Origin of the sequence: Streptomyces sp. DH-12 (genome assembly GCF_002899455.1) — a bacterium.
In the GTDB taxonomy this organism is placed as follows: domain Bacteria; phylum Actinomycetota; class Actinomycetes; order Streptomycetales; family Streptomycetaceae; genus Streptomyces.
In genome coordinates, this window is record NZ_PPFB01000001.1 from 1,589,011 (window position 1) to 1,604,582 (window position 15,572).

Annotated in this window: 15 protein-coding genes and 2 pseudogenes; 9 read left to right on the top strand and 8 right to left on the bottom strand. The window is 72.2% G+C overall.

Annotated elements, in window-relative coordinates; all coding sequences use genetic code 11:
- The first annotated feature begins 17 nt into the window (after positions 1-17).
- Together C1708_RS05990 and C1708_RS05995 are read left to right on the top strand one after the other, a co-directional pair.
- A complete protein-coding gene (locus C1708_RS05990; RefSeq protein ID WP_106411672.1) occupies positions 18-338 on the top strand; it encodes a MoaF-related domain-containing protein in 321 nt (106 codons plus the stop codon).
- Positions 339-387: 49 nt separating this feature from the next.
- Positions 388-1,407, top strand: coding sequence for an alcohol dehydrogenase catalytic domain-containing protein (locus C1708_RS05995; protein ID WP_106411673.1), 1,020 nt, complete (start codon positions 388-390; stop codon positions 1,405-1,407).
- A 94-nt stretch (positions 1,408-1,501) separates the two neighbouring features.
- Here C1708_RS05995 and C1708_RS06000 read toward each other — a convergent pair whose 3' ends face one another.
- The 5 genes from C1708_RS06000 to C1708_RS06020 all read right to left on the bottom strand — a co-directional run bounded on the left by C1708_RS06000 (position 1,502) and on the right by C1708_RS06020 (position 5,975).
- The gene (locus tag C1708_RS06000) at positions 1,502-2,695 is read right to left on the bottom strand and encodes an L-dopachrome tautomerase-related protein (protein ID WP_106411674.1); all 1,194 of its coding nucleotides are present in this window, start codon (positions 2,693-2,695) and stop codon (positions 1,502-1,504) included.
- 183 nt (positions 2,696-2,878) lie between these two features.
- A protein-coding gene (locus C1708_RS06005; RefSeq protein ID WP_437076537.1) for an IS5 family transposase occupies positions 2,879-3,750 on the bottom strand; the annotation gives its coding sequence in 2 pieces (ribosomal slippage) (positions 2,879-3,390 and positions 3,390-3,750; 873 coding nt in all).
- Between the two features lie 10 nt (positions 3,751-3,760).
- The gene (locus tag C1708_RS06010) at positions 3,761-4,072 is read right to left on the bottom strand and encodes a putative quinol monooxygenase (protein WP_106411675.1); all 312 of its coding nucleotides are present in this window, start codon (positions 4,070-4,072) and stop codon (positions 3,761-3,763) included.
- 48 nt (positions 4,073-4,120) lie between these two features.
- Positions 4,121-4,870 (bottom strand): SDR family oxidoreductase, encoded by a 750-nt coding sequence (locus tag C1708_RS06015; RefSeq protein WP_241911169.1) that lies wholly within the window; start codon positions 4,868-4,870, stop codon positions 4,121-4,123.
- A 166-nt stretch (positions 4,871-5,036) separates the two neighbouring features.
- A complete protein-coding gene (locus C1708_RS06020; protein WP_241911170.1) occupies positions 5,037-5,975 on the bottom strand; it encodes an NAD(P)-dependent oxidoreductase in 939 nt (312 codons plus the stop codon).
- A 280-nt stretch (positions 5,976-6,255) separates the two neighbouring features.
- Between C1708_RS06020 and C1708_RS06025 the strand changes: the two genes are divergently transcribed.
- On the top strand, positions 6,256-7,092 hold the full coding sequence (locus C1708_RS06025; RefSeq protein WP_106411677.1) for an alpha/beta fold hydrolase: 837 nt from the start codon (positions 6,256-6,258) through the stop codon (positions 7,090-7,092).
- A 109-nt stretch (positions 7,093-7,201) separates the two neighbouring features.
- Here C1708_RS06025 and C1708_RS06030 read toward each other — a convergent pair whose 3' ends face one another.
- Positions 7,202-9,091, bottom strand: coding sequence for a Na+/H+ antiporter NhaA (locus C1708_RS06030; protein ID WP_106411678.1), 1,890 nt, complete (start codon positions 9,089-9,091; stop codon positions 7,202-7,204).
- 447 nt (positions 9,092-9,538) lie between these two features.
- Here C1708_RS06030 and C1708_RS06035 point away from each other — a divergent pair, with 447 nt between their 5' ends.
- The gene (locus C1708_RS06035; RefSeq protein ID WP_106411679.1) at positions 9,539-10,018 is read left to right on the top strand and encodes an SsgA family sporulation/cell division regulator; all 480 of its coding nucleotides are present in this window, start codon (positions 9,539-9,541) and stop codon (positions 10,016-10,018) included.
- On the opposite strand, the gene C1708_RS06040 is transcribed toward C1708_RS06035, so the two are convergent.
- Entirely contained in the window at positions 10,015-10,386 is a 372-nt protein-coding gene (locus C1708_RS06040; RefSeq protein WP_106411680.1) for a hypothetical protein, read from the bottom strand. The two genes, C1708_RS06035 and C1708_RS06040, sit on opposite strands and share 4 nt — an antisense overlap.
- Positions 10,387-10,654: 268 nt before the next feature.
- Between C1708_RS06040 and C1708_RS06045 the strand changes: the two genes are divergently transcribed.
- The 3 genes from C1708_RS06045 (at position 10,655) to C1708_RS06055 (ending at position 13,393) form a co-directional block, all read left to right on the top strand.
- Positions 10,655-10,933: a hypothetical protein gene (locus C1708_RS06045; protein ID WP_106411681.1), complete on the top strand. Its 279-nt coding sequence runs from the start codon at positions 10,655-10,657 to the stop codon at positions 10,931-10,933.
- Positions 10,934-11,008: 75 nt separating this feature from the next.
- Positions 11,009-11,620, top strand: coding sequence for a cysteine hydrolase family protein (locus tag C1708_RS06050; RefSeq protein WP_106411682.1), 612 nt, complete (start codon positions 11,009-11,011; stop codon positions 11,618-11,620).
- 87 nt (positions 11,621-11,707) lie between these two features.
- The gene (locus C1708_RS06055; RefSeq protein ID WP_106411683.1) at positions 11,708-13,393 is read left to right on the top strand and encodes an FAD-dependent oxidoreductase; all 1,686 of its coding nucleotides are present in this window, start codon (positions 11,708-11,710) and stop codon (positions 13,391-13,393) included.
- 4 nt (positions 13,394-13,397) lie between these two features.
- On the opposite strand, the gene C1708_RS34340 is transcribed toward C1708_RS06055, so the two are convergent.
- Positions 13,398-13,574, bottom strand: coding sequence for a hypothetical protein (locus tag C1708_RS34340; protein ID WP_198602410.1), 177 nt, complete (start codon positions 13,572-13,574; stop codon positions 13,398-13,400).
- Between the two features lie 211 nt (positions 13,575-13,785).
- Here C1708_RS34340 and C1708_RS06060 point away from each other — a divergent pair.
- Both C1708_RS06060 and C1708_RS06065 read left to right on the top strand, forming a co-directional pair.
- Positions 13,786-14,541: pseudogene (locus tag C1708_RS06060) on the top strand (MBL fold metallo-hydrolase); the annotation flags it as partial.
- A 315-nt stretch (positions 14,542-14,856) separates the two neighbouring features.
- A pseudogene (locus tag C1708_RS06065) lies at positions 14,857-15,552 on the top strand (alpha/beta fold hydrolase); the annotation flags it as partial.
- Positions 15,553-15,572: the final 20 nt, after the last annotated feature.

A 15,572-nucleotide genomic window follows, 5' to 3' on the forward strand; every position in this document is an offset into this window, starting at 1 on the left:
TTACGGAAAGGCATGTCATGGCACAGGATCAGGTGGCCGGCCGGCACATCTTCGTCGATCTGGGACGGCTCACCCTGGAGATGCGGTTCCAGGCCGGCGGGCGGATGACCTTCACCGTCGTCGAGGGCGGGGATCTGGTACCGGACGGGCACACGGAGACCGTGGACATCACCTCCGCGGAGATCCGTCCCGAGGTGTTCCTGACCTCGTGGAAGGAGGAGTCCGGTGCCACCATCACGCACCTGGAGGACTTCGAACGCGGCCGGGTCCACTCTCGCATCACCCTGCCGGACGGCACCCCGCTCGCCCTGACCGGAACCATCGAGGTCCTGGGCTGAAGGCCGTACCGCAGTTTCCCCCGTCGTCAACCAGCAGGAGGTTCCTGTCATGTCATCCGTCCGCGCGGTCCTGGTGGACCAGCCGGCCGGTGCCCTGCGCACCGGCCGGCGCGACCTCCCCGACCCCGGCCCCTTCGACGTACGTGTCACCGTCGAGGCGTGCGGGGTGTGCCACACCGATTCGCTGATGGTCGAGGGGCTGGTGCCCGGCCTGGCCCATCCGGTGACCCCGGGACACGAGATCGCCGGCCGGATCGACGCCGTCGGCGCATACGCGACCGGCTGGCAGGTCGGTGACCGGGTCGCCGTCGGCTGGTTCGGTGGCCACTGCGGCCACTGCGTGCCCTGCCGCCGGGGCGACTTCATCCACTGCACCGAACTCAAGGTCCCCGGCTGGGCCTACCCGGGCGGCTACGGCGAAGCCCTGAACGTCCCCGCCAACGCCCTGGCCCGGATTCCGGACGGGATCAGCGCGGTGGACGCGGCTCCCCTGGCCTGCGCGGGGGTGACCACCTTCAACGCCCTGCGCCGCTCGGGCGCGGGGCCGGGCGACCTGGTGGCGATCCTCGGGCTGGGCGGACTGGGGCACCTGGGTGTGCAGTTCGCGGTCCGGATGGGGTTCGAGACGGTGGTCATCGCGCGGGGCGCGGAGAAGCGGGCGCTCGCCGAGGAGCTGGGCGCGCACCACTACATCGACTCCACGGCCCAGGAGATGAGCCCCGCCCTGCAGGCGCTCGGCGGGGCGCGCGCGGTGCTCGCCACGGCGGGCAACTCGGAGACGATGTCAGCGGCCGTCGATGGTCTGGGGCCGGACGGTGAACTGGTCGTCCTGGGCGTCGACCCGGAGCCGATGCGGATCGGCCCGCTGCAGCTGATCGACCTGTCGAAGAGGATCTCCGGCCTGCCCAGCGGCACCGCGGCCGACATCGAGGACACCCTGCGGTTCGCCGCGCTGACCGGGGTCAGGCCGTATGTCGAGGAGATGCCGCTGGAACGGGCGGCCGAGGCGTACGCGCGCATGATGGACAACCGGGCCCGTTTCCGCATGGTACTCATCACCGGCGCCTGAGCACGGGACACACGCGACCGGCGGCCGTACCGGGCACCTGGGGGTGCCAGTACGGTCGCCGGTCGTCGTGCTGCCGGGTCGTCGTGCCGCCGGGTCAGCGGCGGGCGGGTCCGCTGCCGATGGGGAAGCGGTACAGCGCGTACGGCTTGACCCGCAGGTCCACGCCGCCGTTGTAGGCGGCCTGGCGGTTGAGCTGGTTGGCGACGACGTAGAGGTGCCGGTCATAGCCGACGGACAGGGTGTCGGGCCACACCAGGCGCTCGTCACGGATCAGGGTGCGGTAGGTGCCGTCGAGTTCACGGCGGACGATGGCGTTGTTCTCCAGGTCCCCGCCGTAGACGCGGCCGGCCCGGTCGGTCTCCAGACCGTCGGACATGCCCTTGGCGCCCAGATCGCGGACGGGGACGGAGGACGCGCCGTGGTCCGACCGCGCGCGGATCAGGTCCCTGGTCCGCACCGCGTACAGGCGGCGGCTGGAGAGCGGGCAGTAGTACAGCCACTCACCGTCGGGGCTGAGCGCGATGCCGTCCGCGCCGATGTTGACGGGCGTGGCCGGTGTGTTGGCGTCCGGGCTGTTCGTCAGCGGGCGGCCCTCGACCACGGGGACGAACCCGGGCACCGGCCGGGTGGACGGCGCGTCGTCCAGGCACCGCCAGGAGGTGCCGCTCGCCAGGTGGACGACGATCAGGCCGTTGGGGCCATCCGGGGTGGCGTCGGTGAGGTAGGCGTAGCCGCGGCTCAGGTCGAAGCGGACGTCGTTGATGAAGCTGCGCGGACCGGCGACGGAGCGGGGCAGCAGGATGGTGCGGACCACCCGGTCGGTGGCGAGGTCGATGGCGACCAGCTTCGGCCCGCCGTAGGGTGCGTCGGCCCACTCGATGCGGCCGGTGTCCACGACCCACAGCCGTTCGGCGGCGTCGACGACCACGCTCTGCACGCCGAGGAAGTGCCGCTCTGGGCGCGAGGTGTCCGACCGGTTGACGGCTCGGTCGGGGTAGGCAACGGCCTTGCCGTCCCGGATCTCAGCCACGGAGAACGGGACGTCGTCGCCCCAGCGTGGGAAGTTGACGAAGATCCGGCCCGAGCGGGACACCGTGACCCCGGTGGGCATCGCGCCGTCGAAGGTCGCGACCGTCTCCAGCCGGGGCTGGTGGCGGCCGCCGCCCGTGCCGGGGCGGGCCGCGGCCGGTGCGGCGCCGACCGCCAGGGCCCCTCCGACCACGAGGGACAGGCCGAGAACCGCCCTGCGGCCCGGGCCGGTGTGCGAGGTGGGGGAGGGTATGGACATGGGTGACTCCAGTGTTTCTCGTCGCCCTCGTGACCGCGGAGGTCGTGAGGTGCCGGTCGGTACCGGTCCAGTGGACCGCGGGCGGCCCCGGCACGCTTCCGTCGAATGACTGAGTGCCAGGGCCCGTTGACCGCCGGGAGCTCGCGGTCCCCGAACGGGACGGTCTAGGCGGTTTCGTTTGGATCATCGGGCGGACCAGAGGAAGATGCCCGCGATGTGGAGTCCGGCCAGGTAGATGGTCGCGGTCTTCTCGTAGCGGGTGGCGATACCGCGCCACTGCTTCAGGCGGTTGATGCACCGCTCGACGGTGTTGCGCTGCTTGTACGCCTCCGGGTCGAAGGCCGGCGGTCTGCCGCCGGCCTGTCCGCGCCGCTTCCGGTTGGCCTGCTGGTCGGCCCGTTCCGGGATCACCGCCCGGATGCCGCGTCTGCGCAGATGGTCACGGATCTCGCGGGAGGAGTAGGCCTTGTCGGCCAGGACCATGTCCGGTCTGGTGCGCGGACGACCGCGCTGTCGGGGAACGCGCAGGCGGTCCATCACCTCGGTGAAGGCGGGTGCGTCACCGGCCTGACCGGCGGTGAGGTGGAAGGCCAGGGGCCGGCACCGGCCGTCGGCGGCAAGGTGGATCTTCGTGGTCAGTCCGCCGCGGGAGCGGCCGATGGCGTGGTCCTGCGGCTCGTCGGCCGGGGCCCCTTTTTGCGGGCCCCGGCCGCGTGCTGGTGGGCCCGCACGATCGTGGAGTCCACCGACACAGCCCAGCTCAGGTCCTCGTCAGCGTCGGCCTGGGCCACCAGGGCGGTGAACACCCGCTCCCACGTGCCGTCGGCGGCCCACATCCGCAGCCGGTTGTACACGCCCCGCCAGTTGCCGTACTTCTCCGGCAGGTGCACCCACTGGGTACCGGTCTGGAACTTGTAGGCGATCGCGTCGATCACCTCACGATGGTCCCGCCAGCGGCCACCTCGCTTCGGCGTCCGGTCCGGGAGCAACGGCTCGATCCGCGCCCACTGCGCATCAGTCAACGGCACACCCAGACCAACGACCGACTGATCCAAACGAAACTGCCTAGAGCTCGATCTCGGCCAGCCGCTCGATCTCGATGCCGTTCACCGTGAGGGTCGCCACCCGTTCGGCGAAGGCCCGCAGGTGGGCGCTGGCGGAATGGGCCCGCAGGTGCTCCTCGCTCTGCCACACCTCGTGCATGACGAGCAGGCCGGGGTCGTCCAGCCCCTCGTGCGGCACGTAGGTGAGGCAGCCGTCCTCCTGGCGGGTGGCGGACACCAGGGCGGGCAGCGCGTCCCACAGCTCCTGTTCCTTGCCTGGGCGCGCCTTCATGCGGGCGACGAGGACGATGGGCCCGGTGTGACGGCCGGTCATGCGCTTCTCCTCAGTGGGGTGGTCCGTCGGAATGGGTCGGCCGGTGGGTCAGGCCAGGCGTCCGCCGCCGTCCACGTGCAGGACGGTGCCGGTGACGTACGGGTTGTCGATGGCGAACAGCACCGCGGCGACGAGGTCGTCGGGGGTGCCGACCCGGCGGGCCGGGTTGCTCGCGGCCACCGACTCCAGGAACGCCCGCTTGTCCGCGCCGAGCTTGTCCCAGGCGCCGCTGTCGACGATACCCGGGGACACGGCGTTGACCCGAAGCGGAGCGATCTCCACGGCGAGGGCCTGGACCAGGAAGGCGAGGGCGCCGTTGGTGGTGGCCATCACGGTCCGCTCGGGGGCGGGGCGCCAGGCCGCCACGCCGGAGAAGAAGGTGAGGGAGCCGCCTTCCCGGGCCTGTCCGGCCAGGTGCTTGGCGAGGAACAGGGGGCCGATCACCTTGGCCGCGAAGGCCCGCTGGACGTCCTCGGGGACGAGTTCGGACAGCGGCCCGTTGGCCGGCACGGCCGCCGTGGACACGAAGTGGTCGAAGGCGCCGACCTCCTCTGCCAGGTGCGCTATCGACTCCTCGTCGGTGATGTCGAAGCGGACGGTACGGGCCATGCCCGGCAGTTCGGCGGCCGTCTTCTCCAACTTGGCGAGGTCCGGGCCGGCGAGGACCAGGTCGGCTCCCTCGGCGGAGGCGGTCCGGGCGAGGCGACGTCCGATGGCCGAGCCGGCCCCGACGACGACGAGACGCTGGCCGGCGCGCTTGAGGGTGGCGCCGGCGGGGGTGGTGGACGTGCTGCTCACGGGTTTCTCCTTCGACGGGACCGGCACCGGGCCGGTGTGCGGGGCGGGATCAACTCTCGCCGTGGTGCGGCGATGAGGCCAATGCTTGTTCTTGCGGATATCCATAAGCTGCACGCATGGCAGGCGTTACGTGTGAGTCGAACGGCAGGTGGGGCGCGGTGCGTGGTCAGCCGACGGCAACGGCGTTCAGCAGGGGTGCCCCGTCCACGTAGCGCCGCAGCTGCCTCACCAGGAAGGCCGCGGAGTCTTCCGCGAAGGCGTCGGTGAACGCGCCGACGTGCGGGGTGATCAGTGCCTCCGGCTGCCGCCACAGCGGGTGCGCGCCGGGCAGTGGCTCGGGTGCCACCACGTCCAGCGCCGCACGCAGCCGCCCGAAGGACACCTCACGGGTCAGGGCGTCGGTGTCGACCAGTTCGCCCCTGCCGACGTTCACCAGGATCGCGCCGTCCTTGAGCGAGGCCAGCCGGTGCGCGCCGAACATGCCGCGGGTCTCCTCGGTCAGCGGCGCGCACAGCACCACGGCGTCCGCCGCGGGCAGCAGGGACGGCAGTTCCCGTGCGGCGTGCACGGCGGGTGCGTCGCCGCCGGGCCGGGCGGAGCGGGCGACCCGGACGAGGTCGCAGCCGAAGGGTTCCAGCAGCCGCGCGACGGCGGTCCCGACGGCTCCGGCCCCCACGACGACCACGCGCTTGCCGCGCAGCGTCAAACGGCCGGCCGGGGCCCAGGCGCCCGTCCGTTGCCCGTGCACGAAGCGGGGAATCCGGCCCGCCGAGGCCAGCAGCAGGGTCACCGCCAGCTCCGCGGTCGCCTCGGCGTGCACACCGCGCCCGGTGCGCAACAGGGCATCCGGCGGCAGCAAGCCCAGGTGCGGGGCCAGGTAGTCGTGGCCGGAGCTGAGGACCTGCAGCACCTCCAGACACCTGGCGCGGGAGACCATCGCGACCAGCGTCTCGTAGCCGCCCGCCCCGGGGAAACCGGTGAGGAATCGGACCTCCTCGGGCGGCGTGGGACAGGTGTCCGTGCCGTCCCAGTAATGGCAGTCGAGTCCGTCGGGCAGCGCCGGCAGGTCCTTCGGCTCGTACGGGATCCACACCACCGGCCTCATGGGAAGACTCCTCGACAGGTCGTCGCACCCGGCTCCTGGGCATCGGCTGCGTCGGGCTCCGTTCCCCGGAGCCCGAGATACATGTTCTATAGGGACCGCCAAAATGAAACACATGTGTCCGACCGGGTGTGTACCTGGCTCCACCGGCCCTGACCCCTTGTGAGTCACGCCGCCCCGGCCCGTAAGTCGTTAGACGGATTCCCGCGCCGCCGAGCGCCGTGAAGCTGGACCCGTACTCGGCGCCGCGCCCGCGGCCCGACCACCGTGGAGGGAAAGAACCATGCCGTTCATCACCGTCGGCCAGGAGAACACCACCGACATCGAGCTGTACTACGAGGACCACGGCACCGGCCGTCCGGTCGTCCTGATCCACGGCTACCCGCTGGACGGACACTCCTGGGAGAAGCAGACCGCCGCGCTGCTGGACGCCGGTTACCGGGTCATCACCTACGACCGTCGCGGTTTCGGCCGCTCCTCGCAGCCCACCACCGGCTACGACTACGACACCTTCGCCGCCGACCTCAACACCGTCCTGGAGACCCTCGATCTCCAGGGCGTCACCCTCGTCGGCTTCTCGATGGGCACCGGCGAGGTCGGCCGCTACCTCGGCACCTACGGCTCCGCCCGCGTCGCCAAGGCGGCCTTCCTCGCCTCCCTGGAGCCCTTCCTGCTGAAGACCGACGACAACCCCGACGGCGCCGCCGACCAGGCGTTCTTCCAGGACATCTCCGACACGGTCAAGAACGACCGCTACGCCTACTACACCGCCTTCTACCGGGACTTCTACAACCTGGACGACAACCTCGGCACCCGGATCGGCGAGGAGGCCGTCCGCAACAGCTGGAACACGGCCGCCGCCGGTGGCTCTTACGCCGCCTCCGCCGCGCCCCTGACCTGGCCGACCGACTTCCGTGCCGACATCCCCAAGATCGACGTGCCGGCCCTGATCCTGCACGGCACCGCCGACAACATCCTGCCCATCGACTCGACCGCCCGCCCCTTCCACAAGGCCCTCCCGCACGCCGACTACGTCGAGATCGACGGTGCCCCGCACGGCCTGCTGTGGACCCACGCCGCCGAGGTCAACGAGGCACTCCTCGCCTTCCTCGCCAAATGATCCGGCGCCGGCGGCCTTCCCCGGGAGGGGAACGCCGTCGGACGCGCGTCGCGAGAGCCCCCCGGGACACCTGCCCGGAGGGCTCTCGCGGTGTGCGCCCACGCCCGTGTCACACGGCGTCCAGGGCTGCACGGGCGCGGGCGGCGCGCACGGCGGCCGACAGCGCGGCGATGTCGTAGGCACCGTCGTGCCTGCGTCCGTCGACGAAGAAGGTGGGGGTGCCGGCCACGCCGCTCAGATCGGCGGAGTCCACGTCCTCAGCGACCCGCGCCGCACCCGTTCCCGCCCGTACGTCGGCCATGAACCGCTCCACGTCGAGCCCCGCCTCGACGGCGTATCCCCGCAGATCCCGCCCGCTCAACGCGCCCTGGTGCGCCATCAGCAGATCGTGCATCTCCCAGTACCGGCCCTGCGCCGCCGCGGCCTCGGCCGCCTCCGCCGCCGCCTGCGCGTGGGGGTGGACGTCCGTGAGCGGCAGGTGCCGCCACACGTAGCGCACGTCGCCGGAGTCCCCCAGCAGCTCGCGCACGACGGGCTCGGCCAGCCCGCAGTAGGGGCACTCGTAGTCGCCGTACTCCACCACCGTCACGGGCGCGTCCCGCGGGCCCCGTACGTGGTCGCGGGTGTCGTCGACCGGTACCGCGAGGTCGACGATGGCCTCGGCGCGGCCGATGACACTGCGCAGCCGCAGGCCGTGCGGGAGTCTCGCCAGGACCGCGTTGACCACCCAGCTCAGGGCGACGGAGCACAGGACGGCGGTCAGGGTGCCGATCTTGGCCTGCTGGAGGGCCGCGCCGTCGAAGGCGAGGGTCGCGATCAGCAGGGAGACGGTGAAACCGACTCCGGCGACGGTACCGCCGGCGGCGAGTGCGCCGACGCCGACGGGCAGCTTCACGCGGCCCCGCCCGATGGTGGTGACCAGCAGTGACGCCCCCATGATGCCGACGGGTTTGCCCACCACGTAGGCCAGCACGATGCCCAGGGTGACCGGTGAGGTGGAGGCGTCGGCGAGCTGGCCGGCGGTGATCGGGATGCCGGCGTTGGCCAGGGCGAAGAGCGGGACGATCACGTAGCTCGCCCAGGGGTGGAACATGCGCTGCAGACGGTCGTTGGGGGACAGCGCGGAGGCCAGCCCGAGGCGGACGGAGCGTTCCAGTTCGGCGGTGGGCTGCTCACGGAAGAGCCGGAACAGTCCGCTGGCCCGCTCAAGTGCGGGACGCCCGGCGGGACGCGCGTACGTCAGCAGCCCCATGGCCAGGCCGAGGACCACGGGGTCCACTCCCGAGAAGAGCAGGGCGGGCCAGGCGACGGCCGCCGGCAGCGCGTACGCGACCCCGCGCCGCACGCCGAGGGACCGCAGCAGCAGGACGACACCGAAGGCGCCGACGGCGACGGCCAGGGCGGGCAGGCCGACGTCGTCGCTGTAGGCGACCGCGATGACGACCAGGGCGACGAAGTCGTCCACCACGGTCACCGTCAGCACCAGGACCCGCAGCGCGGCCGGCATCCGGCGCCCCACCAGGGCCAGCGCACCGAGCGCGAAGGCGGTGTCGGTGGACATGGCGGCACCCCAGCCGTCCGCCGTCCCTTGGCCCGCGTTGACGGCCAGGTAAAGGAGTACGGGTACGAGCATGCCGGAGACACCTGCGGCCAGCGGCAGCGTCAGCCGGCTGCGTTCGCGCAGTTCCCCCATGTCGAACTCACGGCGTGCCTCCAGCCCGACGACAAAAAAGAAGACCGTCATCAGGCCGCTGTTCACCCACTCCCGCAGCGACAGGACGACGCCGTGGCCGCCGGCCGTCACGGACAGGTCCGTCCGCCAGAACGACTCGTACCCGCCCGGTGCCGCGTTCACCCAGGCCAGAGCGGCGACCACCGCAACGGACAGGACGGCGGCGCTCCCGGTCTCGGTGCGCAGGAAGTCGCGGAGCGGGAACCGGGAGGAGTCGCTGCACTGCGTCCGCCCGGTGAGGGAGGACGGATCGATGGGCGTGCTCATACGGTTCTCCGGCGGCCGGACGCCTGCCTGCGGAGGCTATTCACGTGTTCCCCTGACATCGGGTTGCGCGCGCGAGGGGCACGGCTCGGGCTGGGCCCCTGTCGCGCCGGTGCGGATCGGATCTCGCCGTCCGGGTGCCGGCCCGCGGGCCGCCGTGGTGGGCGGGCCGCGGGCCCGGGAGCCGGACCGGCAGTCGTCTCCGTCACCGCCACGGCGGGCGGAGCGGGACGACGGGCCGGGGCGTCACGGACGCCGCCGATGGCCAAGATTAGCCCCTTGCCCGCCGGCCCGGCCCGGCCCCCGCGTGCGTCACGGGACCAGTGTTCGCACCGATTCATCCGCAGTCGTTCTACCGATGCGCGGCCGGGCGGGGGTTGCCCAGGATGAAGGACGTGAACACGCGCACCTGACCGAAAAGCGCGCACCCGACGGGAGAGAGAGCACCCGATGAGCGACAGAAGTGCCTTCGCCGGCCCCGGGACCCGGGACGGCCGTGTTCCGCCGGTCCTCGTCACGACGGTCCGGCGGCTGTTCGTCCCCACGGGTCCCGACACGTTGCGCTGCCGCCTGCGCTACACCCTGGACGATCCCTACGCCGTCGCCCTGGACCTCTTCGTGGACCCGGTGACCGACCTGCGCGTGACCTGGATCGTGTCCCGGGAACTGCTGGACCGGGGAACGCGGGGCGCCAGCGGGGTCGGCGACTTCCGGGTCCGGCCGGTCGGCGACCGGTACGGGGCGGCCGGTGCCCTCCGTCTCACCCTCCTGCGTCCCGAGGGCCGGGTGTGCCTGGAGACTGGGCTGAGCGGTGTACGGCGGTGGCTGGACGCCACGTACGCCCTGGTACCGGCCGGCCACGAGAGCCGGCTGCTCGACTGGGACGCCCTGGAAGCCGCCCTGTTGGGGCGCGGCGGACAGTCGGCCTAGTTGTTGTGGACTACTCGGTAACTGACCACGGGCAGCGGGAACTCCGCGCTGTGCAGGCTGCCGACGATGAAGTACGAGTCACCGCTCTGTCCCGGCAAGCCGGTGCGGCAGCCCGGGTTGTAGTAGGCGTACAAGTCGGAGTCCGACACGTCCACGGCGGACAGGGCGGGCGCGGAGAGGTTGTGACACGAGGTGTCGTCGAGGTCCACGACGGTCTGCGTGCCCGTCAGGCCGGAGCCCGTGTAGAGGGAGATGCCCCAAGGGAAGGCGGCCGCCGAGGCCGACTGGTCGGTCGCGGTGAGACCGGCCAGGGTGGCCGCGCCGAGGACGGCTTTCGCGAGGACGTGGCGGGTACGGCTTCGCGTCATGGGGCCACTTTGCTGTCGGGCTGCCGGGGAAGAAGGCGGCCTGGGCGTTCCGTGGACGTGTGCCCAGGCCGTGTCCATCGTCGCCAATTCACACGTGTGTGCATAGAGGGGATTGAGACATGTGCCCGTGCCGAGGGACATGGGTCCGGTCCGGAACGTCGGTCGATCGACCGAAGCGCGGTGATTCGCCCCCGGGTTCACTCGGTCCCTGATCACCGACGCGGCCGCCCCTGGTACGGGGCGGCCGACAGCCAGACGGGAGCCTTCCGTGCCCGCCCCCTCCGCCTTCTCCGCGCTGCCGCCCGACGGCCCCGGTCGCCGTGCCGTCCCGCGCCGCTTCTCCACCGCCCGTCAGCAGCTCGCCGCCATGGGCGGCATCACCCTGCTCACGGTCCTCGCGGCCACGGCCAACGCCACGGCCCCGGCCGCCTCGACGGCTCCCCCGGCACCGCACCGGGCCCGCTTCCAGGTGTCGCGTGGTGCGGAGACATACGGCGTGGGACCGGCCGGCAGTCAAACAACCGATGCCGCTCCCGCCGCCCGCTGACACGCTGGCGGCGGCAGGCCCCCAGGTCCGCCCGTCCGCACCGCCGCGGTGCGGCAGAACGAAAGGAACAGCCACATGACCAGTACATCCGCCCCGACCGGTCTCGTCCTGATCGACACCGTCAATGAGGTCTTCGCCGAAGGAGGCAAGGGTTACCCGGGCTTCAAGGCGGAGTTCGAGCGGATAGGCACCCTGGACAACCTCAGGCGGCTGCTGGCCGGCTTCCGGGACAAGGGCTACCCCGCCTTCTTCTCGCCGATGTCCTACACCGAAGAGGAGTACGACAACTGGAAGCACCGCTCCGGCATCCACCACATGATGTTCGACAACCGCATGTTCGAGGCGGGCAGCTGGGGCGCCGAGTTCCACCCCGACCTCCGGCCCGGCCCCGGTGACGTGACGATCGCCCCGCACAAGAACCTCGACGTCTTCGCCACCACCGACCTCGACATCCAGCTCAAGCGCCGCGGCATCGAGCACATCGCCGTGGCGGGCATGATCGGGACGATGTGTGTGGAGTCCACCGCCCGCAGTGCCATGGAGCGGGGCTACCGGGTGACCCTCGTCAAGGACGCCACCGCGCCCGACGGCGACGCCGACTCCTACGAGCAGATGGTGAACCGTTACGCGCTCATCGCCCACGACGTGCTCACCACCGAGGAACTGCTGTCCCGCGCCGACTTCTGAGGCACGGACGCGTCCGTCCCCCTGACCGGCCCCACCTCCCCGACAGCACGAGCAAGACGCGCGGCGCGCGTCGAAGGGATCACCTCCATGGCGACCTCCTTTCCCGAGATCGGCGACCGACCCGAGGACCTCGTCGGCCTGGCCTCGGTCCGGCTGACCGAGGAGCAGCTCGCCCGGGCGGTCCGGTACGCGGAGCCGGAGGAGGTCGCCGACGGACAGGTGCTGTTCGACGTCGGGGACGACTGCGGTGACCTCCTCCTGTGCGGCAGCGCCCGGCTGGAGGCGGTGCGGCCGTCCCCGGCGCCGGGCCGGGACGAGGTCCTGCTGCGGTACGGCCCCGGCCAGTTCGTCGGTGAGCTCGGGCTGCTCACCGGTCAGCGCCGACACCTTCGGGTACGGGTGCGCAGGCCGGGCACCGTGCACCGGGTGGCCGCCGGGTCGTTCCGGCTGCTGATGGCGCGGGAGACCGAGCTGTCGGACCTGTTTCTGCGCTCCTTCCTGGCCCGGCGGCGGCTGCTGCGGCAGGCGACCGCCCAGACGCTGCGGATGGTGGGCGACCCGGATTCGGCCGAGGGCCTGCGGCTGCGCACCTTCCTGGCCCGCCAAGGCGTCGCCCACTCCTGGGTGCCGGACGGCTCGGCGGAGGGGACGGCCCTGCTCGGGGCCGCCGGACTGACCGCGGCCGACCTGCCGGTCGCCTCGATCGGGGCCGAGGTGCTGACAGGCATCACCCCCGGCGCGCTCAGCGAGCGCCTGAACCTCTCCTTCCGCGACACCGGCGGCGGTACGGCCGACCTGACCGTGGTGGGCGCGGGACCCGCCGGGCTGGCGGCCGCCGTGCACGGGGCCTCCGAGGGACTGGAGACGGTGCTGCTCGACGCGGTCGCCACCGGCGGCCAGGCCGCCACCAGCGCGCGCATCGAGAACTACCTCGGCTTCCCGTTCGGGCTGAGCGGCGCGGACCTCACCGCGCGCGCCGCCGTGCAGGCCCTGAAGTTCGGCGCCAGGATCGCCAGTCCGTGCACGGTCGTCGCGCTGGAGCCGGGCACCCGGGAGCACGTGGTCACCCTTTCCGACGGGGCACTGATCCGGACCCGGGCCGTGGTCCTCGCCACCGGCGCCGCCTACCGCGCCCTGCCCGTCGACCGGTGGAGCGAGCTGACCGGGCGCGGCATCCACTACTCGGCCACGGACATGGAGGCGCAGACGGTGGCCGGAGCCCCGGTCGCCGTCGTCGGCGGGGCGAACTCGGCGGGACAGGCGGCGCTGCACCTCGCGCGCCACGCGCGGACGGTCACCCTGGTGGTGCGCGGTGCCGACCTGGGGTCCCGTATGTCCGCCTACCTGGTGGACCGCATCCTCGGAGACCCGCGCATCACGGTCCTGACAGGCACCGAGGTGTCGGCGCTGCACGGTGCCGAGCGGCTGGAGGCGGTGACGCTGGTCCGGCACGGCGGCCCGGTGCGCCGGATCTCCTGCGCCGGCCTGTTCTGCTTCATCGGCGCGGAGCCGGCCACCGACTGGCTGACGGGGGTGGCGCTGGACGACAACGGGTTCGTCCGCACCGACCTCGCGCTGTCGAACACGGACCTGGGGCCCCGCTGGCGGGACGCGGGGCGTGCGCCGCTGCCCTACGAAACGAGCGTGCCGGGTGTGTTCGCCGCGGGTGACGTGCGGACCGCGTCGCTGAAGCGGGTGGCCGCCGCCGCCGGCGACGGTGCGAGCGCCGTCCGGTCGGTGCACCAGTACCTGGCCCTGTCCGCCCGGGTCTGACCGGTCACCGGCGCTCCGCCCCGGAGCGCCTGCGTGCCTCGCGCAGCAGGTTGTTGTGCGCGCGGCGCAGGAACTTCGCGGCCTGGCACTCCCGCGCGCCGGCCCGGCACTGACGGTAGTCGCGCAGATGCGACGCGTACGCGTCGGCCGCCTGGTCGAGGCGGTCCCCGGAGGAAGACATGGTGCTCCCGGTGAGAGTCGTACCGCCATGGGTGGGCAGTGAGATACGTGTTTCACTTTGATCGTGTCACCGGAAGCATGGCAAGCTCCCAACCTTTGATACATATGCTGATACATATGCGCCCTGCACACACGTGTCGGTTTTCCGGTCGGCGGGCCCGCCGGCCGTGGTTGCGCGGTGTGCGTGCGGTGCGCCGACAGGAGGAGGGCACATGCCCGACGTCCCGCTCAGTGAGAGCATCGTCCGCGTCGACGACCGGGTGTTCCTGGTTTCGGGGAGCAACACCAACTGGGTGATCGTCAAGGAGGGCGACGCGGCCCTTCTCATCGACACCGGTTACCCCGGTGACCACGACCGGGTCGTCGCCTCGCTCGGCGCCGTGGGCGTCCGGCCGGGCGGTCTCACAGCGATCCTCGTCACCCACGCGCACAACGACCACATCGGCGCGGCCGAGCGGCTGCGCACCGCGCACGGCGTTCCCGTCCTCATGCACGAGCGTGAAGTGCCTCACGCGCGGCGCGAGTTCCTGCAGCAGGTGTCGGTCGGCGCGGTGCTCGCCAACGCCTGGCGCCCCGGCGTGGTGCCGTGGGCGGTGCACGCCATCCGCTCGGGGGGTACGGCACACGTGCCGGTGGCCGAACCCCGGGCGTTCGGCACGACGGGCGCCCTCGACCTGCCCGGCGCGCCGGTGCCCGTGCACACACCGGGGCACACCGGCGGCCACTGCGCGTACCACCTCCCCTCGCTGGGCATCGTGGTCAGCGGGGACGCGCTGGTCACGGCCCATCCGACGTCCCGGAAGACCGGTCCGCAACCGCTGCCCGGCATGTTCCACGCCGATGTGCCCATCGCCCTCGACGCCCTGTCGGCGCTGGAGTCACTGGACGCCGGCGCCGTCCTGCCCGGCCACGGGCCCCTGCACCGCGGTTCCGTCCGCGACGCGGTCGCACGGGCCCGTGAACAGGCCGGGCGGCAGGGACGTCCCCTCCTCAAGGCGCCGCCCACTATGTGTCCACAAGGCAGCTCCATGCTGGTGGTACGGCCGGCGGGAGGGCGTTCTCCGCCCCGGCCCGGCCGTCCGCCGGCGCACCTGACCGCCCGGCCCCACGGCCGGGCACCATCCGAACCGACAGGAGATTCCATGTCCGCCTACCTGGCCGATCAGGCCGAGACCCAGTACGTGACGGGGCCGCGCGGCGAACGCTTCGCCTACCGCCGCTTCGGACGGGCCGGCACCCGGCCGCTGGTCATGCACATGCGTCTGCGCGGGACGATCGACCACTGGGACCCGGCGCTGCTGGACCTGCTCGCGGCCGAGCGGGAGGTCGTCGTCTTCGACAACCGCGGCACCAACTTCTCCACCGGTGAGCCGCCGTCCACCGTGGAGGGCCTGGTCGACGGCTCCCTGGCCTTCATCGGCGCCCTGGGGCTGGAGGACATCGACGTCCTGGGCTGGTCGATGGGTGGCATCGTCGCCCAGGGCGTGGCCCTGACCGCGCCCGGTCTGGTGAACCGGCTCGTGGTGGCCGGCAGTTCGCCCGGCGGCGTGCCCGACCTGCCGACGCCGCCGGAGCGCGTCGCGCAGATCACCGGCAAGGGAGCCAACGACGACGAGGACTTCCTCTACCTGTTCTACCCGGACACGGAGAAGGCGCGGGCGGCCGGACTGGCCTCCCTGCGCCGCCTGGACCGGCGGCTGAGGGAGTCGAAGGCCGTGGTGGGTCCCGAGACGTTCCGCGGCCAGATCGCGGCCATCGGCGGTTTCCGCGGGTACTGGGACCGGCAGGCCGAGCTCACCCTCCCGGTGCTGGCCGCCAACGGCGCCCACGACGTGATGATCCACGCCTACGCCACGTACGCGATGTCCCAGCGGCTGCCGGACGCCAAGGTCGTCCTCTACAGCGACGCCGGGCACGGATTCCTCTTCCAGCACCCGGAGGACTTCGCCCGCGAGGTCAACGAGTTCCTGGGCCGCTGACCGGCAGCCGGGTACCCGGG